This window comes from Plantibacter sp. CFBP 13570 (assembly GCF_014841395.1).
GTDB lineage: Bacteria > Actinomycetota > Actinomycetes > Actinomycetales > Microbacteriaceae > Plantibacter > Plantibacter auratus.
In genome coordinates, this window is sequence record NZ_JACYTW010000066.1 from 1 (window position 1) to 18,346 (window position 18,346).

Consider the following 18,346-nt stretch of genomic DNA (forward strand, 5'->3'; position numbering starts at 1 on the left):
GCGGCGACGGCGGCTGCGGCCCCGCCACTCGACCCCGCCGCTCCGCGGTCGAGGGCCCACGGGTTCCGCGTCGGCACCCCGTCGAGCGGCTCCGTGTAGCCGTAGAGCCCGAACTCCGGGGTCGCGGTCTTCCCGAGGCTCACCGCTCCGGCCCGGTCGAGGACGCCGACCAGCTCGTCGTCGGTCGTCGCCACGACCTCCGCGGTGAGCCGTGACCCGAAGCGGACGGGCTGACCGGCACGGGACACGAGGTCCTTGTCGCCGATCGGGAGTCCCCAGAGCGGTGCGGTCCGAGGAAGTGCCTCGACCGCCTCCACGCGTTCGGCGAGCGATCCGGCGGCGACCGAGGTGAAGGCGCCGATCGCGTCGTCGAGGCGCTCGATGCGGTCGAGGTAGTGCCGGGCGAGCTCCGTCGGTGAGACTTCGTCCCGCTGCAACGCCTGCCACTGCTCGAGCGCCGTCAGCTCGTGGAGTTCCGCCATGCGACCAGCCTAGAGGCGGCGCTCTCCTGTGGTCCCCGTTCCCCGGCCGTTCCGGTCCCTGGTCCCTGTCCGTTCCGGTCCCTGTTCCCTGTCCGTTCCGGTCCCTGAGCCTGTCGAAGGGCGTCGACCGGTTCAGCGCTTCAAGGACTTCTGGAGGAGGACCGTGCCGATCCAGCGGTCGAACTTGAACCCGACACGGCCCATGCGGCCCACCTCGGTGAACCCGAACTTCTCGTGGAGGGCGATCGAAGACTCGGCGCCCTTGTCGGCGATGACGGCCAGCATCTCCTTGAGCCCGGCGGCCTTCGAGCGCTCGATGAGCTCACCGAGCAGATCGGTGCCGAGGCCCTTGCCGGTCGCCGCCGCTCCGAGGTAGATCGAGCTCTCCACCGTGAAGCGGTAGGCGCGCTTCTGCTTCCACGGCGCACACAGTGCGTACCCGAGGATCTGTCCGGTCGGGTTGACGGCGACGATGAACGGGAGCTGGAGCCGCTGCAGGTAGGCGAACTTGGAGCGCCACTCGGCGAGGGTCATCGCGTCCTCGTCGAAGGTGACCATGCTGTTGGCGACGTAGTGGTTGTAGATCGCCCGGATGTCGGGCAGGTCGGCCGCAGTGGCGTCGCGCATCGTGAAGGCGAAGGGCGTCTCGGGGGTCGGCGGCTTGCGCAGGTGCGGCGGCAGTCGGCGCCTCGGCTCGTACTCCTCTTCCAGCATCCCCCAAGCCTAACGAGGGGGTGGGTCGGCGGACAGCCCTTGCGGCCGACGCCACGACCCGGTCGTCAGTCGAGCGACCAGTCGATCGGGTCCACGCCGCGGGAGACGAGGAAGTCGTTCGTGCGGCTGAACGGCTTCGAGCCGAAGAAGCCCCGCGAGGCGGAGAGCGGACTCGGGTGCGCCGAGACGATGACGTGGCGGTCGGGGTCGCTCGATGACTCGAGCAGCGGCGCCAGTCGTTCGGCGTCCTTGCCCCAGAGGATCGACACGAGCGGTGCGGGGCGTGCGGCGAGCGCGCGGATCGCCTGTTCCGTGACCGCCTCCCAGCCGTGTCGGCGGTGCGACCCGGCGGAACCCGCCTCGACCGTGAGGACGCGGTTGAGGAGGAGCACGCCCTGTCGGGTCCACGGACTGAGATCGCCGTGCTCCGGCGTCGGGACGCCGAGGTCCTCGCGGAGTTCCCGATGGATGTTCGCGAGGCTGCGCGGCAGCGGGCGCACCTCCCGGTCCGCGGCGAACGACAGACCGATCGGATGACCGGGGGTCGGGTACGGATCCTGCCCGACGATGAGGACCCGGACCGCGCTGAACGGCGTGCGGAAGGCCCGCAGGACGAGCTCGGGCGCCGGCAACCATCGGGCGCCGGCCGCCGCTTGGGCCGCGAGCCAGTGGTCGATCGTCGCGAGGTCGTCCGCGACGGGTGCGAGCGCGTCGGACCAGCCCTCGTCCATCGACCCCGCCGCAGCGAGCTGTGCCGGGCTGCCGCCGAGGATGCCGTCCGTCATGGACTACTGCTGCTGCGGCTGCTCGGCGCCGATCGTGCGGACGACGACCCCGTGCTCGGCGGTGAAGACCTGCCAGACGCTGCCGCCACCGAGGACGGAGAGCGCCCCCTGCCCGACGACGAGCGCCGTGTTCTCGTCGATCGCGACACCACCTTCGACGACCCCGGCCTCCGTCGCGGCGACGAGGCGCCCGAGGGTGCCCCACTGTGCGGCGTGCGCCTCGACGGCGATGTCGACGAGCCCGAGACCGTCGCCGATCGTGACCTCGTCGAGCTCCTCGGACGCCGCCTCGGGGCTCACGGGGACCTCGCCGACACGCCATCCGCCGATGATCGCGTGCTCGGCGGCGATCATCGCGCCGGCCGAGATGCCGAGGTAGGGCAGACCGGACGCGACGAGGCGTCGGATGTCGGTGGCGACCGGCGCGACCGCCTCCGCGTAGGCCGAGGGCAGCCCACCGCCGACGACGATCCCGTCGACCTCGGCCAGCTGAGCCTGCGCGACCACTCCACCCTCGCGGACGACCACGCGGATCGCCTCGATCTCACCGGAGCGTGCCACGGCGCGTTCCAGGGCGGCGGACTGCTCGAGCCCGTCACCGTCGTGCACGACGACGATCGCGATGCGCGGGGCCAACCGACCGGCGACGACCGCGAGCGCGGCCGCCTCGGCGATGAACGCTGCGTAGACGGTCGACTCGGTCTCTGGGGCGGCCGGACCGCCGAGGAGGAAAACACTCACCCTGAGACCCTACCCGGCACCCCGGATCAGGCGGGGACGATCAGGCCGTGATCGTCGGCAGCGTCGACCAGGGGAAGGAGATCCAGCGGTCGACGCGCTTCCACACGTAGTCGGGACGGAGCACCGTCTGCGGCTTCTCGTACAGCGTCACCGTGCGGACCTCAGCGCCGCTCGCCTGCATGAGTTCCAGCACCATCGCGAGCGTGCGACCCGAGTCGGACACGTCGTCGACGAGCAGCACCCGGCTCCCCGGCAACCCGGCCACGTCGAGCAGCGGCGGGAGCACGACGGGCTCGGGGAGACGCGCGTCGACCCCGGTGTAGAACTCGACGTTCAGCGCGCCGCACGCCTTCACGTCGAGGGCGTAGGCGATGGCACCGGCGAGCAGGAGCCCGCCGCGCGCGATCGCGACGACGGAGTCGGGCCGGAACCCGCTCGCGACGATCGCACTGGACAGTTCGCGGGCCGCGTCACCGAACGTGGGCCAGTCGAGGACCTCTCGCTCCGGGGACGCTGCGCTGGGGTTCTCGGTCGACATCCTCCAACGCTATCCTGCCGGCCGGGCCGCCTGTACCATCCCCACATGGCGCGAGACAGCACGACGACCGGCGGAGCCTCGGCGACCGGATGGCGGACGTCGATCCGTGGTTCGGCAGCGGGCATCACCGCAGGCCTCATCGGCTGGTTGTTCCTCGTCGAGATCACGAGCGGTGTCCTGCAGGGCTACTACGTCCCACTCATCCCCGACCTCGTCGAGCACCTGGGCATCCACGACGCGGACTTCAACTGGTTCGAAGCCGCGCAGCTGCTGTTGTCGGCGCTCGTCGTCCCCATCCTCGCGAAGCTCGGCGACATGTTCGGGCACAAGCGGGTCCTCCTCGTCTCCACCGTGCTGACGGCCGGCGCCAGCTGGTGGCTCGTCGTCGCCGGGGACTTCTGGTCGTTCCTCGCGGCCTGGGCGCTGCAGGGCTTCTACGTCGTGTGGCTGCCACTCGAGATCGCACTCATCTTCGAGCGGGGCCGTCGCTCCGGCACCGGGGCCTCGCAGACCCGCCGGGCCGCCGGGCTCCTCGTCGTGGCGCTCGAGGCCGGGGCCATCATCGGTGCGCTGTCGAGTGGCCGCATCCTCACCGCCCTCGGCGGCGACATCCCGCTCACGATGATGCTGCCGGCCGTCGCGGTGACCCTCGTCTTCTTCGCCATCCTCTTCGGCGTCCCCGAGTCCGAACCCCTGCCGGGCAGGACCCTGGACCTCGCGGGCTTCGTGCTCCTCAGCCTCGCGCTCCTCCTCATCACCTCGGGGCTGACCTTCCTGCGACTCAACGGTCCGCAGACGTGGTGGGTGTGGGGGCTCATCGCGATCGGCGTGCTCGCGTTCCTGCCGTTCGGCCGACATGAACTGCGGCAGCCCGACCCGGCGATCGACCTCCGCGTGCTCCGGCAACCCAACATGTGGCCGGTGCAACTGACCGCCGGGCTCATCGGGATCAGCCTGCTCGGCGCCCAGGCCCCGCTCAGCACCTATGCGGGGACACCCCGGGAGAACGGGTACGGACTCGGGCTCGACGCCGGCGACATCTCCACGCTCATCGGCGCCTACCTGATCTCGATGATCGTCGGTGCGCTCCTGTTCCCACTCGTGTCGCGCTGGGCGACGCCCCGGATCGCGCTCATCATCGCCGCCTCACTCGTCGCGGTCGGATACCTGCTCTTCCTCCCGTTCCACCTCGAGACGTGGCAGGTCTTCCTGAACATGGCGATCGCGGGGCTCGGCTCCGGTGCCCTCGTCGGAGCCATGCCGGCCGCGGCCGCGGCTGCCGCACCTCGCGGGCAGACGGGCGTCGCGTCGGCGCTGACCAACACGACGAAGACGATCGGCGGCTCCTTCGCCTCAGCCGTCTTCGGCGTGGTGCTGTTCGCCGGCGCCGCGCAGGCCGTCACGGCCGGGGCGTCGAGCCTGTCCGGTTACCTCACGGTCTGGGCGATCTGCGGGGCGGGGGCGCTCGTCGCCGCCGTCCTGCTCTGCTTCGTCCCGAAACTCGCCTTCGCGGATGTGGCCCCGGTCGACGTGGAACCCGGGCCACGCACCGATCCCGCTGCTGAGCACCCGACCGATCACTGACCTCCCGACCCGTCCCTGACTGCAACCGGTCCCGACGTTCCCAACCCGTCCCTCAGCTCCCGACCGGCCCCTGAGCCCCAACCGGTCCCTGAGCTTGTCGAAGGGCCTACTCCGCGACGCGCAACGGTCCCTTCGCCAGGCGGTACGGGGCGGCCTGGGCGACCGGCTTGATCGTGATGAGGTCGAGGTTGACGTGCGGCGGCAGGGAGGTCGCGTGGACGATCGCCTCGGCGACGTCGTCGGCCGAGAGCGGATCCGGCACGTCCTGGTAGACGGCGTCGGCGCGGTCCTGGTCGCCACCGAAGCGCACGAGCGAGAACTCCTCCGTGTGGACCATGCCCGGCGCCACCTCGATCACCCGGATCGGTTCGCCGTTGAGCTCGAGCCGGAGCACCTCGAAGAGCGCGCGCTCGGCGAACTTCGCCGCGTTGTACCCGCCGCCACCCACGTAGGCGACGTGGCCCGCGATCGAGGTGACACCGATGATGGTGGCGGCGCCACCCTCCGGGATGCTCCGACGGAGGATCGGCAGGAGCGCCTGGACCACGCGCTTCGTGCCGAGGACGTTGATGTCGAACATGCGCCGCCAGTCCTCGGCGTCGCCGTCCTCGACGGACGCGAGGCCGAAGGCACCGCCCGCGTTGTTGACGAGCGCCTGGGCGCCGCCGAGCTCCTCCACCCGGGCGGCGAGCGCGTCGACGTCCGCCTGCACGGTCAGGTCCGCGACGACCGCCGTACCGCCGATGTCCGCGACGAGCGCCTCGAGCCGCTCTGCTCGGCGAGCCACCGCCACGACGTCCCAGCCGTCGGCGGCGAATCGCCTCGCGGTCGCCTCCCCGATCCCTGAACTCGCACCGGTCACCACCACACGTCTCGTCGTCATGCCTCCAGGGTAGCCACCGGGCCGAGGCGTTACGCCGTGTGTCCGCGTGGTTGGCGCGTGCAGGTGGGGCCGGTAGCCTCGGGGTCACGACGGAGCACCACCCGGAGCCACGCCCGGCGACATCGCTGTCGGACCGAGCGGCCACACCGGCGGCACCCATCACCCGAGCAGCACCGACCACCCGAGCAGAGGGGACCATCCACCATGAGCGATGCCACGAACGACTGGAAGTTCGAGACGAAGCAGATCCACTCCGGAGCTGCGCCCGACCCGGTCACGAAGGCTCGGGCCACGCCGATCTACCAGACGACGAGCTACGTGTTCGACAACGCCGACCACGCGAAGAACCTCTTCGCCCTCGCGGAGTTCGGCAACATCTACACGCGCATCCAGAACCCGACGCAGGCCGTCGTCGAGGAGCGCCTGACCGCGCTCGAGGGCGGCAGCGGCGCCCTCCTCCTCGCCTCCGGGCAGGCGGCAGAGGCCTCGGCGGTCCTCAACATCGCACAGGCGGGCGACCACATCGTGTCGTCCTCGTCGATCTACGGCGGCACGTACAACCTGTTCAAGTACACGCTCGCGAAGCTCGGCATCGAGACCACCTTCGTGGAGAACCAGGACGACGCCGAGGAGTGGCGGCGTGCGGTGCGCCCGAACACGAAGCTGTTCTTCGCGGAGACCATCGGCAACCCGAAGATCAACATCCTCGACATCCGCCTCGTCGCCGACGTCGCGCACGAGGCCGGCGTCCCGCTGATCGTCGACAACACGATCGCCACGCCGTACCTCATCCGTCCCTTCGAGCACGGAGCGGACATCATCGTCCATTCGGCGACGAAGTTCCTCGGCGGTCACGGCACGGTCATCGGCGGAGTCATCGTCGACGGCGGCACCTTCTCCTGGACCGGGCACGCGGACAAGTTCCCGGGCCTCACGACGCCGGACCCCTCGTACCACGGCGCGGTCTACACCGACGCTGTGGGCGACTCGCTCGCCTACATCATCAAGGCGCGCGTGCAGCTCCTGCGCGACCTGGGTGCGGCCATCGCCCCGGCGAGCGCCTGGCAGCTCATCCAGGGCATCGAGACGCTCAGCCTCCGCATCGAGCGCCACGTGCAGAACGCCCAGCAGGTCGCCGAGTGGCTCGACGCCCACCCCGACATCGCGAGCGTCAACTACTCGGGTCTGCCGTCGAGCCCCTGGTACGCGGCGGCCAACCAGTACGCCCCGAAGGGTGTCGGAGCGGTCCTGTCCTTCGAGCTGAAGGGCGGGGTCGACGCGGGCCGCGCCTTCGTGAACTCGCTGCAGTTGTTCTCGCACCTCGCGAACATCGGCGACGTCCGTTCGCTCGTCATCCACCCGGCGTCGACGACGCACTCGCAGCTCACCCCGGAGCAGCAGCTCACGGCCGGCGTCACGCCCGGGCTCGTGCGGCTCTCGGTGGGGCTCGAGAACATCGACGACATCACGGCCGACCTCCAGGCCGGTCTGACCGCCGCGAAGCAGGTCGTCGAGGCCGCCCGGGTCTGAGTCCGTCCCGCAACGTGTCCTTCCCGGGTTGCGCCAGCGCGGTGCGCTGACGCGAGCGCACCCCACAACCGCGAGCGCGGGTCTCCAGAGACCCGCGCTCGCGTCGTTCGTTGCGCACTCGGGCCGGTTCCCCGTCACGCGAGCCCGTTGCGGCGTGCCGGAGCCGACGGGAGCGCACTCGCGCCAGCGCACCGCGCCGACCTCGACTGATCGGGTGACGTAACACGGCCGGTCGACGCCCCAGGGCACGCCACAATGGAGACCTATGGACTGGCAGACCCCGGAAGACAGCGTGCCCTCCCGCTTCGTGACCGAAGCCGAGGTCGGCGCCCTGCTCGCGAACCCGCCCTCGAGCGGCGCCTGGCGCGACGGCGACCGGCCAGGCGACCGGCTCTTCGCCCCGCTCGGCCGCCTCGACTTCGAACACGGCGGAAGCATCCCGCACGCCAGACTCGCCTACGAGACCTGGGGCACGCTCGACGACGACGGCGGCAACGCTGTCCTCATCCTCCACGCGCTCACCGGAGACAGCCACGTCCTCGGTGGTGCCGGCAACGGACATGCGACCGCCGGGTGGTGGGCCGGCATCGTCGGTCCGGGACTCGCCGTCGACACGGACCGCTGGTTCGTCGTCGCGCCGAACATGATCGGCGGCTGCCAGGGCAGCACCGGCCCCTCCTCCTTCGCGCCCGACGGCGTCGAGTGGGGTTCGCGGTTCCCGTACACCTCGATCCGCGACCAGGTCGAGGCCCAGCACCGACTGCTCGGCCACCTCGGGCTCGACCGCTGGGCCGCGGTGATCGGCGGGTCGATGGGCGGCATGCACGCCCTCGAGTGGGCCGCCACCCACCCCGAACTCGTCGACCGACTGGCCGTGATCGCCGCACCCCCGGTCACGACGGCGGACCAGATCTCCCTGAACTTCGTGCAGCTCGAAGCGGTCCGCACGGATCCACACTTCCAGGGCGGCGACTACTACGACGCCCCGGACGGTGAGGGCCCGCACCGCGGCCTCGCCCTCGCCCGACGGATGGCCCTGCTCAACTACCGCAGCCCGGGTGAGTTGAACGCCCGCTTCGAACGCAGCTGGCAGTCGAGCGTGAGCCCGCTCGGGCATGGTGGACGCTTCGCCGTCGAGTCCTACCTCGACTTCCACGGCAACAAGTTCACCCGACGCTTCGACGCCGGGAGCTACGTGACCCTCGTCGAGGCGATGAACTCGCACGACGTCGGACGCGATCGTGGCGGCGTCGGGGCGGCGCTGCGGGCCTACACCGGTCCATCGCTCGTGCTCGGGATCGACAGCGACCGGCTCTTCCCGGTCAGCGGGCAGGAGGAGATCGCGCTCCATCTCCCCGGCAACCTCGACGGCACCCGACCGTCGGTCCTCCGGTCCGACTTCGGACACGACGGCTTCCTCATCGAGAACGCTTTGGTCGCCCCGCATCTCAGCCGGCTCCTCGCCGTCTGACAGCCGCGCCCCGTCTGTCCGACACCCGTTCCGCGGCGGTCGTGTCACCCGATAAGGTGACTCCTCAGAGGAGCGTGAGCATGGATCGGGTGGCGAGGACCCAGCGACGGCTGCTGCTGCGTACGACGCGTCTCTTCGGACTCGCGGGGTGCGTCACGGCCGCGATGATCCTCAGCGTCCCGGGCGTCGTCTCGGGAGGTCGGTACACCGTCCTCCTCGTACTGCTCGGCGCCCTCGCGCTCACCCACGTGGCCGCCGAGCAGTACGACGGCCGTCGGTGGGTGGTGCTGGTGTTCCTGGTCGGTGTCGGGGTCGTCATCGTGATCGGTCTGTCCGACGGGAACACCGGCCAGGTCGGCTCCGCCAGCGCGATCGCCGCGATCACCTCCCTCGGCATGGGCGCCGTCGCGGCCCGACTCGTGCCGCTCCGGCGCACCTGGCCGTTGCTCCTGACCGCGTTCGTCGTGACGGCGGTCAGCATCATCGTCGTCACCGGGCCCACCGCGCTCACGATCCCGACCATCGGCCTGACCGCGGTCGTGTGGGTCGCGATCGGCGCCTTCGGCGGGTGGCTCGACACGAGCATCCCGCGGCTCATCCGCCGGGTCGACACCATCGGCAACGCCTACAACGCCGAGCGGCTCGCGAGCCAGGCCGAATCACAGCGACGCCAGGACGCACGACTGCTGCACGACACCGCGCTCGCGACCCTCACGATGCTCGCCCACTCCGGACGCGGCGTCGACGCCGCAGCCCTCCGTTCGCAGGCCGGGAACGACGCGCATCTGCTCCGCAGCCTCCGCCTCGGCGAAGAGCTCAGCCCCGTCTCCTCCGGCTCATACATCCTCCAGCGCGGTGCCGACTTCACCCTCGACGAAGGTATCGAGGCCGTGACGGACCGGTTCGCCGGGCTCGGCCTCACGGTCAACGTCTACGGCGGTGGACAGGCGAACCTCGACCCACGTGTGCGGGAGGCCTTCCTCCTCGCGCTCGGGGAGTGCCTGGAGAACGTCCGGCGTCACTCCGGGGTCGACTCGGCCGACGTCACGGTCTCGATCGACGAGCTGACCGCCCGACTCCTCATCACCGACACCGGCACCGGGTTCGATCCGTCGGCCGTGCCGGACGGCCACCTCGGCGTCGCGGAATCGGTCGTCGCGCGCATCCAGGAGGTCGGTGGGCAGGCGCGCGTCTTCTCCGCCCCGGGGGCCGGGACGACCGTCATCCTGGAGGTCCCGCAAGCATGAGTGTCGACGCCCTCGTTGAGGCCACCGGGCCGACCCGGCGCTACCGCCATCGGCGCGCCATCGACCGGCAGCGCTCGTCACTCGGAACGACACAGCTCGGCATCGGACTGTCGGTGTCCGGCCTCATCCTCGTCGTCTACGCCGCGATCCGATTCGTCGGATCGGTCCACCATTACCCGCGACCACTGCTCAGCGTCGTCGCCTGGCTGCTGCTCACCGCGGCGATCGCGTCGACCTTCCTCCTGCTCCGCCGTTCCGCGTTCCACCTCTCGGACCGGCTGTTCGTCGCGCTCCTGATCCAGCTGGTGGTGGTCGCCGCACTCGACCTCGCGAGCGTCTGGAGTCGCGACGCCGTAGGGGTCTATCCGACGGCGGCAGCGGCGGTCGGCGGCGTCCTGCTCGCGGTCGTCACCCTCCGCCCGGTCCGCGACATCGCCGCCGCGACCGTGGTGCTCGGGCTGATGCTCGTGGGGTCGATCCTCACCGTCACGCGGACCCAGACCGCGACACTCGGGGCCGAGTTGCTCTTCGCCGCGGTCGCCGTCGTCCCGCCGCTCATCGCCTGCGCGATCGTCTCCCAGTACCGGCGGATCGTCCGTCTCGAACTCGACCGGGTCATGGTCGCCTCCACCGTCGCGAGCGTCCGAGACGCACTGGGGTTCTTCGACTCGGAGGAGCTCGTCACCCTCGACCTCGAAGCGGAGGAGCTGTTCGTCGGTGTCGCCGACGGCTCGGTCGACCTCCCGCTCAGCCCCGAGCTCGCCGCGCGCGCCTCCCGTCTCGCGACCGAGCTCCGACGTCATCTCATGTCCGAGGGCAAGGAGTCCTGGCTCGAGCACGCGTTCCAGGAGTCGTCCGTGCTGTCTGACAGCGCGACCCTGCGCGACCCCGAGCGACTCGCGACGTATCTCGCAACGGATCAGCGGGATGGACTGCTCTCTGCAGTATGGTTGCTCCTCGGGGAAGCAGATGCGCAGAGTGCCAGAGCTGTGCTGACGCTCGGACCGGTCGACCGCTCCGAACGACCGGGCCGATCTGGTGCGCTCGTCATCCCGATCGTCCTCGAAGCGGTCGGAGTGCAACGCGCCAAGGTGGATCCCGCGGTGTGGGAAGCGCTCGGACGCGTGGGCAGCTCTACGGACACGTACCAGAAATCCCGGATCAGGATCGAGATCGACAGCACCGTCGACAATCCTGCTGCGGGCCAGCGGAAAGGGGAACGTCAATGACGTCACAGGAGTCTCGCATCAGGGTCGGCATCGTCGATGACCACCGGATGCTGCTCGGCGCGCTCACCGAGTGGATCAGGAGCGTCGCCGACGACATCGAACTCGTCGTCGTGACCCCGTCCTGGCCGGAACTGCTGACGCACCCCGCCTTCCCCGTCGACGTCCTGCTGCTCGACGTCGACCTCAAGGACAACGTCCCGGTCGCCGTGAAGCTCGCGACGCTGAAGACCACGGGCGTCACGACCGTCCTCATGAGCACCTACAGCGACCCGGCGGTCGTCCGCGAGGCCCTGGCCGCCGGTGCCCTGGGCTACCTCGCGAAGAGCGAGGACGCCGAGACCATCGTGCACGCCCTCCGTGCAGCGTCACGCGGTGAGTCCTACATCTCCCCCGAGCTCGACCTCGCCCTCGCGAGCGGCGCCTCCGGCACCGGCCCCCGCCTCAGCGCGCAGGAGCGTCGCGTCATGGCGCTGTACGCCGCCGGTGAGCCCGTGAAGATGGTCGCCGAGAGCCTCGGTATCTCCGACGAGACCGCGAAGAGCTACCTCAAGCGTATCCGCGAGAAGTACCGCAACGCCGGCATCGACGTCGGCACGAAGGTCGCCCTGCGCAAGCGGGCGATCCTCGACGGCATCATCGTCGACTAGCAGCGCGGTGCGCCGACGCGAGCGCGCGGGTATCGGTTCCAGCGCGGTGCGCTGACGCGAGACCGCATTGTTCGGCGTGAGCGCTACCCGGAGACGTCGGCGCGCATCTCCGGAGACCCGCGCTCACGCGTGCGGGGTGCGCTCGTGCGAGCGCACCGCGCTGGCACCCCACCCCACGGGCCGGGACGGGCGCCGGGTGTCGGTCAGACGGGGATCGGTGCCGTCGGCGGGTTGCGGTCCGCGATCCGGCGATCCTCGGCGTCGTTCGCCCGCAGGAGTTCGCGCCGGAGCTGCCGTCGTTCGACCGTGAAGCTCGTGATGACGATCCCGAGGCCGATCACGGTCAGCACCACGCCGGTCCAGACCGGGGCGAGGTAGCCGAGTCCACCGGCGATGACCACACCGCCGAGGAACGCCCCGAGCGCGTTGCCGATGTTGAGCGCCGAGTGGTTGAGCGCGGCGGCGAGCGACTGGCTGTCACCCGCGACGTCCATGAGCCTCGTCTGGATCGCCGGACCGAGGCCCTGCGACGCGAAGCCGACCGCGAAGACGAAGAGGAACATGGTCGGGGTCCACGTCGCGGTGAGTGCCAAGGCGGTCAGGACCACGATCATGAGCGCGAAGAAGACGATCAGGGCCCGCTTCACCCCGCGGTCCGCGAGATGCCCGCCGACCAGGTTGCCGATCGTCATGCCGACCCCCATGGTCGCGAGCGCCCACGGGACGAGTGTCGCCGACTCCCCCGCGACCTCGGTCACGAGGGGCGCGAGATAGCTGTAGACGGCGAAGAGCCCGCCGAACCCGATGGACCCGAACCCGAGCACGAACCACACCTGGCCGCGACGGAAGACACGGAGCTCCCGACGCATCGTCTGCTGCGGGTTGCCCGCCTGCACCGGCACGGCGAACCAGATGGTCACGGTCGCGAGCGCGAAGATGCCGGTGACGATGAGGTAGGCGGAGCGCCACCCGAACTCCTGGCCCACCCAGGTCGCGAACGGCACGCCCACGACGTTCGCGATCGTCAGCCCGGTCATGACGAGCGCGACGCCCTTGCCGCGCTTCCCGGGCCCCATGAGACTCGCGGCGACGAGGGCGGCCATGCCGAAGTAGGCGCCGTGCGGCAGCGCCGCGACGAACCGTGCGAGGAGGACGAGGCCGAAGCTCGGCAGGAGCGCAGACGCGAGCGTGCCGACGGTGAACGCGACGCCCAGCCAGAGGAGGACGGTCTTACGCCGGTATCGCGCGACGAGCGCGGCGATCGTCGGCGCACCGACGACGACGCCGAGCGCGTACGCCGTGATCAACCAGGCGGCCTGCGCGTTCGCCTGCTCCTGGCTGCGCGCGGCCAGCTCGGGCAGGAGGTCGGTCGCGATGTTCGGCAGCAGACCCATCGCCACGAACTCGGTCGTGCCGATGCCGAACGCCCCGACGGCGAGCGCGAGGATGGCAAGACGAACACGGGTCGGCGACAGCTGCGTCGACCCGTCCAGGATGGTGGGCATGGATCGAGTGTACGGGAATCCTCGAATCGATTCGAGTCCCCCGAGCGGCAAAACCGGACCACCGCCTCCCGGTGGGTTCAGCCGTCGTTCTCGAGCGCGGCGTCGAGGCGGTCGAGCTTGGCGGTCAGCTCACCCGTGTAGCCGGGACGGATGTCGGCCTTGAGGACGAGTGAGACCCGGCTACCGTAGGCGCCGACCGCCTCGGTGGCGTCCTTGATGACCGCGAACACCTCGTCCCACTCCCCCTCGATGGTCGTGAACATGGAGTCGGTCCGGTTGGGCAGGCCGGACTCTCGGACGATCCGCACGGCGGCGGCGACCGCGTCGTGGACGGAACCGTCCGAGTTGCCGGTGCCGCTGGGGGCGACGGAGAAGGCGACGAGCATGGTCACTCCTTGTGGGTTCGAGCGGGGACGAGGATGGACGCCGAGGAGACGTCTTCGTCGTGGTGGTGCGGCGAGAACAACGCGTGGACGGCCCAGCCTGCGAGGACCAGGTAGGCGAGGTTGCGGACCGTCAGCACCGTCACGAGGACCGGGTCGACGTTGAGCAGCCAGAGGTACAGGTAGGGGTAGACGAGCTGCGTGAGCGCGGCGATCAGCAGCGCGAGCACGGCCGGCGCGAGGAAGCGCCGACGCTGCAGGACGATCCCGAGGATCACCGGTGCCGCCAACCACATCGCGAACTGCGGTGACCCGACCTTGTTGAAGATGATGAGCGTGAGGACGAAGAGGAGCGACAACGGCGCGAGCACCTGCACGAGGGGGCGTCCGGACCGCACCGCGAGCACCCCGAGGAGCACCGCACCGGCGACGGCGAGGCCGAGGAGCGGCGTCATGACGGCGATCGCCGTGTCGACGCCCGGGCCCGTCACCTGGAAGGTCAGGATGTCGCGGTCGTAGTAGACGAAGCTCTGCGGGACACCCAGGACGGCGAGCCACAGGTAGGCGTTGCCGATGGGCGACTCGATCTGGAGACCACGTCCGGTCTGCTCCGTCACGAAGCTGACGGCGTTCGCACCGCCGAGCACGAGGCCGACCCCGAGGACCACGACCGACGTCGCCGCCGCCGCGACCAGGACCTGACCGCGATGGCGGTGCGCCAGGACGATCGCGCCGATCAGCGCCGCCGGCCAGATCTTCATCCAGGCGGCGAGCGTCAGGAGGACGGCGGCGACCCGCGGGCGGCCGGCGACCCAGAGGAGCCCGACGATCGCGATGGGGACGGTCACGGAGTCGATCCGGGCGAGCGCGATCGGTCCGAGCAGGAGGAGGAACGCGAGCCACCACCATGCCGCGATCAGCCGTGGGCGCGAGTGGCCGTTGCCGAGGAGGACCGCGAACGCCCCGGCGTTCATCGCGGTCACCAGCAGGAGCCAGCCGACGCCGTACCCGGCACTGCCGAGCAGCAGCGGGATCAGCATCGGCACGATCGCGAGGATCGGATAGACCCAGGGCTGGTCGATGGCGGGGATCGGGCCACCGGACGTCGCCTGTTCGACCCACGGCCGGTACACGAGGACGACGTCGCCGAGCGGGAGGCCCTCCGCCACGAGGCACAGCCACCCGACGAGGAGGTGCACGAGGCCGAACCCGCACCAGAGGAGCCAACGCCGCATCACGTGGACCATCCTAGGCTCGTGCCGCCGATGGGACCGGTCCGCCACTCGCTCGACGCCCGAGTGGGTCGGCTCCGCGAGCCTGCTGATCAGTACCCGCTGAAGGCGTCGGTGCGGACGTGTCCGACGCCGATCCCGCGCAGGGCGGGCTTCAGGGCCTCGATCATCGCGGGCGGACCGGAGATGAAGACCTCCCGCTCGGCAAGGTCGGGGACGGCCTCGGCGAGGCGCTCGTGGTCGAGGCGCCCGGGTCCGAGGCCACGCCAGCCGTCCGGCAGCCGGACGTCGTCGGTCGGTCCCACGACGAGCACCGGTGTCCCCCAGGTCTCGAGCTCGGCCGCGTAGGCGAGCTCCTGCGGGTCGGACACGACGTAGACGAGGACGACGTCACGCTGGTCGGCACGGAGGTGCAGCCGGGAGAGCTGGCTGACGAACGGGGTGATCCCGATCCCGGCGGCGATGAGCAGGATCGGCTTGCTCGCATCCTTCGGCAGGACGAAGTCGCCCCACACGCCGGTCGCCGAGAGGCTCGCGCCGACCGGCAGCGCGCTCAGCGCCCGCTTGAAGCTACTGGCCCGCTCGGGCACACGCATGGCCACGCGGATCGTACGGTCGTCGTCGGGCGGCGAGGAGATACTGAAGACGCGCCTCGAACCGCGGACGTCGGCCCCACGGTGCGGCAACGACAGCTCGAGGTACTGGCCGGCCGCGAACGGGATCGAGCGCTTCGAGCTGAACTGGTACTCGACCGCCGTCGGGGTGAGCGCGCGGGTGCCTTCGAGCGTCAGTCGCATCCCCCGACGACGGGCGACGGCGAAGGCCAGCACGTTGCCCACGATGAGCGCGAGCTCGGGGGTCGACGCCACCTGGCCGAGCATGAACGGGATGGAGAACAGCACCGCGACGATCGCCGCCTCGGCGAGCTGCTGCCAGCGCCGCGGTGGAAGCGTGAGCGGCTCGGTGAGCATGAACGCTGCGAGGAAGAGGATCGGGTACGACGTGAGTGGGGCCAGCAGTGCCGGTCCCAGCTCTTGACCGCCGGTGACGAGCCGGACGGTGACGAGCGCCCAGGAGAGCACGATGAAGACGAGTGCCATCGTCAGTCGCTTCGTCCGGATGAGGACGAGTCCGCCGAGGATGACGACACCGGGCAGTAGCCACGGGTTGGCGACCCACCAGACCGACGGTGACACGCCGGGGAGGGTGACGTAGCTCGCCAGCACGCTCATCACGAGTGCGGCGATGGCCGCCGGGTTGAGGACGTGTCGGCCTCGGATCGCGAGCAGGTACTTCGACGCCGAGGCGACCGTGGCGGCGAGGGCGATCCAGGCCAGCGCGGTGGGCTCGCTCGTCGGCCACAGGATGAAGAACAGCAGGAGGGAGGTGATGACGGACGACTCGCTGTGCGGCTGCACCTGGAACAGCGCGCCGAACAGGCGGTTCGTCAGGTAGCCGACGACGAGCAGCGTTGCCAGGGTGGCGAGGAGCTCGAGCGGCTTGTAGAACACCTGCCCGAACAGCGACAGCACGAAGGCGTAGATCGCGAGGGTGCCGAGTGACAGCGTCACGAGGCGGTACATGGTGACCCGCCCGAGGACGGTGCCGAAGAAGGAGCCGGTGCGGCCGTTCATGTGCGGTCTGCTTTCTGGGAGATGGTGCCGTCCGGGCTCAGGCCCTGTGGCGCGTGACTCAGGTGAAGAGTTCGCCGGGGAACCCGACGGACCGGTCGGTGAGACCGGTCGTGAACATACGGACGCTCTCGAAGGTGAACGCCTCCGCCAGGGTCTCGTGATCGGTGAAGAACAGCGCGGTGGCCAGTCCGTCGGCGACCATCGCGTCCGGGGCGGTGACCCAGGTCGCCGCGACGGTCCTCGTCGGTTCACCGGTCCGGCCGTCGATGACATGGTGGAGCCCGTCGCCCCAGGCACGACGATTGGTCGCGGAGGCGCACAGGGCTCCGTCGTCGACCGTCGCGACCCCGATGGCCTTGCTGGGATCGTACGGATGCTCGAGCGCGATGCGGAGCGGGTCCGCCACGCGGGACCCGTGCTCGTGACGCAGGTCGCCCGAGGCGTCGACCGTGAAGGACTCGTGGCCGTGGCTGCGGAGGAGGTCCGCGACGAGGTCCACGAGCCGCCCCTTGCCGGCCGCGCCGATGTCGATCACGAGCGGACGGCTCGTCTCGAGCACCTCGCCGTCCCATCGGGCCACGTCGTCCCAGTGCGGGGCGGCGACCGCCGGGCCCTGGGGGACGAGCGAGTAGGAGGCGTCGTAGCCGAGCCGTTCGAGCGAGGTGCCGATGAACGGCGTCACGGCTCCGGCGGTGGCATCGTGCAGACGCCGGTACGTGTCGAGCAGCGCGACCGCATCCTCGCGCGCATCATCGGGGAAGGCGGTCGAGACCGGGCCGGCGGCGAACCGCGCGATGAACGCGTCGTCCCGGAACCTCGACCAGGTCCGGTCGAACCGGTCGATGCACGCGGCGACGGCCTCTGCGGTCTCGGGCTCGAGCGGCAGAGCCGTGTCGAGCTCCCATCCGGTGCCGATCGCCTCGAAGCGCAGTGTCGTCTCGCTCATCGTCGGTCCGGCCCCGCGGCTCAGCCCTTCGCTTCGGTCTTGATCGTGTCGATGGCCGAGTTGAAACCGCCGCTGGTGAGCGAGGAACCGGCGACCTTGGAGACCTTGAGGCTGTCGATGTCCTTGCCGACCACCTCGGCGGCGATCCCGGAGATGAACTCCGCCTGGTAGCGCTTGCTGTTCGCGCTCTCGGCGTGCGAGACGACGTCGACCGCCGTGACCTTGTCCTCGGCGAGGGTGACGGTCACCGTGATCGACTCGGTGCCGTTCGGCGACTGGTAGCTGCCGTCCGCGGTGTAGGAGCCGTCCTGGTAGTCGGTGGAGCCGGAGCCCGCCGCGGCGTCGGTGGAGGTGGTCGCCTCCGGCGCCGCCGTGCTCTTCGTCTCGGGCGACGTGGTCGTGGTCGAACTGCCGGCGTCGGCCGCCGAGCAACCGGCCAGGCTGCCGACGAGGGTGAGGCCGGTCAGGGCCGCGAAGGTCGTCTTCTTCGCCGCCACGGACAGGCGTGGCGTGCGGACGGGAGGCTGGGTGGTGGTGGGGTTGCGCATCGTTCAATCTCCTCGGGCGATGTGTGTGCCGCGGTGCGGCGGCCGCCGCGGCGAGGTCTCTGCCGCGGTGGCACCAGTGTCCTGAGCTTCCCTATGGGCGAGCTATGAGCGTTCTGGGAGTTGTCCTTCGTCCACCGATGAACGATCGTTCAGCGGAGGAGACCACCGACGACGCCGCGCACCGCTTCGGCCACGTCGAGCGCGGCCAGCGGGCCCTCGGCTGCCGCGGCGTCCCCGGCGGCCGCGT

General features: G+C 70.5%; 18 protein-coding genes. 6 read left to right on the forward strand and 12 right to left on the reverse strand.

All coding sequences use genetic code 11. From position 1 onward, the window contains the following. The 5 genes from IFT89_RS16925 to IFT89_RS16945 form a co-directional block, all read right to left on the reverse strand. The coding region (locus IFT89_RS16925) for an amidase family protein (RefSeq protein ID WP_244650782.1) at window positions 1-482 on the reverse strand (482 nt) is incomplete at its 3' end. A 132-nt stretch (window positions 483-614) separates the two neighbouring features. Next, a complete protein-coding gene (locus IFT89_RS16930) occupies window positions 615-1,196 on the reverse strand; it encodes a GNAT family N-acetyltransferase (RefSeq protein WP_085513310.1) in 582 nt (193 codons plus the stop codon). 65 nt (window positions 1,197-1,261) lie between these two features. After that, window positions 1,262-1,981, reverse strand: a complete 720-nt coding sequence (locus IFT89_RS16935; RefSeq protein ID WP_202939539.1) for a uracil-DNA glycosylase — start codon at window positions 1,979-1,981, stop codon at window positions 1,262-1,264. A gap of 3 nt (window positions 1,982-1,984) precedes the next feature. After that, entirely contained in the window at window positions 1,985-2,722 is a 738-nt protein-coding gene (locus IFT89_RS16940; protein WP_192018538.1) for a Type 1 glutamine amidotransferase-like domain-containing protein, read from the reverse strand. A 40-nt stretch (window positions 2,723-2,762) separates the two neighbouring features. After that, a complete protein-coding gene (locus IFT89_RS16945) occupies window positions 2,763-3,260 on the reverse strand; it encodes a phosphoribosyltransferase (protein ID WP_071262460.1) in 498 nt (165 codons plus the stop codon). Between the two features lie 45 nt (window positions 3,261-3,305). Between IFT89_RS16945 and IFT89_RS16950 the strand changes: the two genes are divergently transcribed. Further along, the gene (locus IFT89_RS16950) at window positions 3,306-4,844 is read left to right on the forward strand and encodes an MFS transporter (RefSeq protein ID WP_202939540.1); all 1,539 of its coding nucleotides are present in this window, start codon (window positions 3,306-3,308) and stop codon (window positions 4,842-4,844) included. 106 nt (window positions 4,845-4,950) lie between these two features. On the opposite strand, the gene IFT89_RS16955 is transcribed toward IFT89_RS16950, so the two are convergent. Next, window positions 4,951-5,727: an SDR family oxidoreductase gene (locus IFT89_RS16955; RefSeq protein ID WP_193555847.1), complete on the reverse strand. Its 777-nt coding sequence runs from the start codon at window positions 5,725-5,727 to the stop codon at window positions 4,951-4,953. Between the two features lie 204 nt (window positions 5,728-5,931). On the opposite strand from IFT89_RS16955, the gene IFT89_RS16960 reads away from it, so the two are divergent. From IFT89_RS16960 to IFT89_RS16980, 5 genes are all read left to right on the forward strand, one after another. Continuing rightward, entirely contained in the window at window positions 5,932-7,257 is a 1,326-nt protein-coding gene (locus IFT89_RS16960) for a bifunctional o-acetylhomoserine/o-acetylserine sulfhydrylase (protein WP_079707226.1), read from the forward strand. Between the two features lie 265 nt (window positions 7,258-7,522). Continuing rightward, window positions 7,523-8,728 carry a homoserine O-acetyltransferase MetX gene (metX, locus tag IFT89_RS16965; protein ID WP_137243323.1) on the forward strand — a complete coding sequence of 402 codons (1,206 nt, stop codon included), beginning with the start codon at window positions 7,523-7,525 and terminating at the stop codon, window positions 8,726-8,728. A gap of 89 nt (window positions 8,729-8,817) precedes the next feature. After that, window positions 8,818-9,975 (forward strand): sensor histidine kinase, encoded by a 1,158-nt coding sequence (locus IFT89_RS16970; protein WP_202939541.1) that lies wholly within the window; start codon window positions 8,818-8,820, stop codon window positions 9,973-9,975. Further along, window positions 9,972-11,204, forward strand: coding sequence for a hypothetical protein (locus IFT89_RS16975; RefSeq protein WP_202939542.1), 1,233 nt, complete (start codon window positions 9,972-9,974; stop codon window positions 11,202-11,204). Before IFT89_RS16970 ends, IFT89_RS16975 begins: the two co-directional genes overlap by 4 nt. Then, a complete protein-coding gene (locus IFT89_RS16980) occupies window positions 11,201-11,851 on the forward strand; it encodes a response regulator transcription factor (RefSeq protein ID WP_056012577.1) in 651 nt (216 codons plus the stop codon). The genes IFT89_RS16975 and IFT89_RS16980 overlap by 4 nt, the downstream gene beginning before the upstream one ends. A 203-nt stretch (window positions 11,852-12,054) precedes the next feature. Here the strand turns inward: IFT89_RS16980 and IFT89_RS16985 are convergent, their stop codons facing one another. From IFT89_RS16985 to IFT89_RS17010, 6 genes are all read right to left on the reverse strand, one after another. Further along, window positions 12,055-13,356, reverse strand: coding sequence for an MFS transporter (locus IFT89_RS16985; protein ID WP_202939543.1), 1,302 nt, complete (start codon window positions 13,354-13,356; stop codon window positions 12,055-12,057). A gap of 77 nt (window positions 13,357-13,433) precedes the next feature. After that, on the reverse strand, window positions 13,434-13,742 hold the full coding sequence (locus tag IFT89_RS16990) for a thiamine-binding protein (RefSeq protein ID WP_064295260.1): 309 nt from the start codon (window positions 13,740-13,742) through the stop codon (window positions 13,434-13,436). Window positions 13,743-13,744: 2 nt separating this feature from the next. Continuing rightward, window positions 13,745-14,974: a glycosyltransferase 87 family protein gene (locus tag IFT89_RS16995; protein ID WP_244650784.1), complete on the reverse strand. Its 1,230-nt coding sequence runs from the start codon at window positions 14,972-14,974 to the stop codon at window positions 13,745-13,747. An 89-nt stretch (window positions 14,975-15,063) separates the two neighbouring features. After that, window positions 15,064-16,605 (reverse strand): FAD-dependent oxidoreductase, encoded by a 1,542-nt coding sequence (locus IFT89_RS17000; RefSeq protein ID WP_191941433.1) that lies wholly within the window; start codon window positions 16,603-16,605, stop codon window positions 15,064-15,066. A 58-nt stretch (window positions 16,606-16,663) separates the two neighbouring features. Further along, the gene (locus tag IFT89_RS17005; protein WP_194645533.1) at window positions 16,664-17,551 is read right to left on the reverse strand and encodes an FAD:protein FMN transferase; all 888 of its coding nucleotides are present in this window, start codon (window positions 17,549-17,551) and stop codon (window positions 16,664-16,666) included. 20 nt (window positions 17,552-17,571) lie between these two features. Beyond that, window positions 17,572-18,099, reverse strand: coding sequence for an FMN-binding protein (locus IFT89_RS17010; protein ID WP_191941435.1), 528 nt, complete (start codon window positions 18,097-18,099; stop codon window positions 17,572-17,574). Window positions 18,100-18,346: the final 247 nt, after the last annotated feature.

What these genes read in the sequence shown, in the direction of transcription:
- IFT89_RS16930 (WP_085513310.1), bottom strand. Translation starts at nt 1,196, where the DNA reads ATGCTGGAAGAGGAGTACGAGCCGAGGCGCCGACTGCCGCCGCACCTG.
- IFT89_RS16935 (WP_202939539.1), bottom strand. Translation starts at nt 1,981, where the DNA reads ATGACGGACGGCATCCTCGGCGGCAGCCCGGCACAGCTCGCTGCGGCG.
- IFT89_RS16945 (WP_071262460.1), bottom strand. Translation starts at nt 3,260, where the DNA reads ATGTCGACCGAGAACCCCAGCGCAGCGTCCCCGGAGCGAGAGGTCCTC.
- IFT89_RS16950 (WP_202939540.1), top strand. Translation starts at nt 3,306, where the DNA reads ATGGCGCGAGACAGCACGACGACCGGCGGAGCCTCGGCGACCGGATGG.
- IFT89_RS16955 (WP_193555847.1), bottom strand. Translation starts at nt 5,727, where the DNA reads ATGACGACGAGACGTGTGGTGGTGACCGGTGCGAGTTCAGGGATCGGG.
- IFT89_RS16960 (WP_079707226.1), top strand. Translation starts at nt 5,932, where the DNA reads ATGAGCGATGCCACGAACGACTGGAAGTTCGAGACGAAGCAGATCCAC.
- metX (WP_137243323.1), top strand. Translation starts at nt 7,523, where the DNA reads ATGGACTGGCAGACCCCGGAAGACAGCGTGCCCTCCCGCTTCGTGACC.
- IFT89_RS16975 (WP_202939542.1), top strand. Translation starts at nt 9,972, where the DNA reads ATGAGTGTCGACGCCCTCGTTGAGGCCACCGGGCCGACCCGGCGCTAC.
- IFT89_RS16980 (WP_056012577.1), top strand. Translation starts at nt 11,201, where the DNA reads ATGACGTCACAGGAGTCTCGCATCAGGGTCGGCATCGTCGATGACCAC.
- IFT89_RS16985 (WP_202939543.1), bottom strand. Translation starts at nt 13,356, where the DNA reads ATGCCCACCATCCTGGACGGGTCGACGCAGCTGTCGCCGACCCGTGTT.
- IFT89_RS16990 (WP_064295260.1), bottom strand. Translation starts at nt 13,742, where the DNA reads ATGCTCGTCGCCTTCTCCGTCGCCCCCAGCGGCACCGGCAACTCGGAC.
- IFT89_RS16995 (WP_244650784.1), bottom strand. Translation starts at nt 14,974, where the DNA reads ATGCGGCGTTGGCTCCTCTGGTGCGGGTTCGGCCTCGTGCACCTCCTC.
- IFT89_RS17000 (WP_191941433.1), bottom strand. Translation starts at nt 16,605, where the DNA reads ATGAACGGCCGCACCGGCTCCTTCTTCGGCACCGTCCTCGGGCGGGTC.
- IFT89_RS17005 (WP_194645533.1), bottom strand. Translation starts at nt 17,551, where the DNA reads ATGAGCGAGACGACACTGCGCTTCGAGGCGATCGGCACCGGATGGGAG.
- IFT89_RS17010 (WP_191941435.1), bottom strand. Translation starts at nt 18,099, where the DNA reads ATGCGCAACCCCACCACCACCCAGCCTCCCGTCCGCACGCCACGCCTG.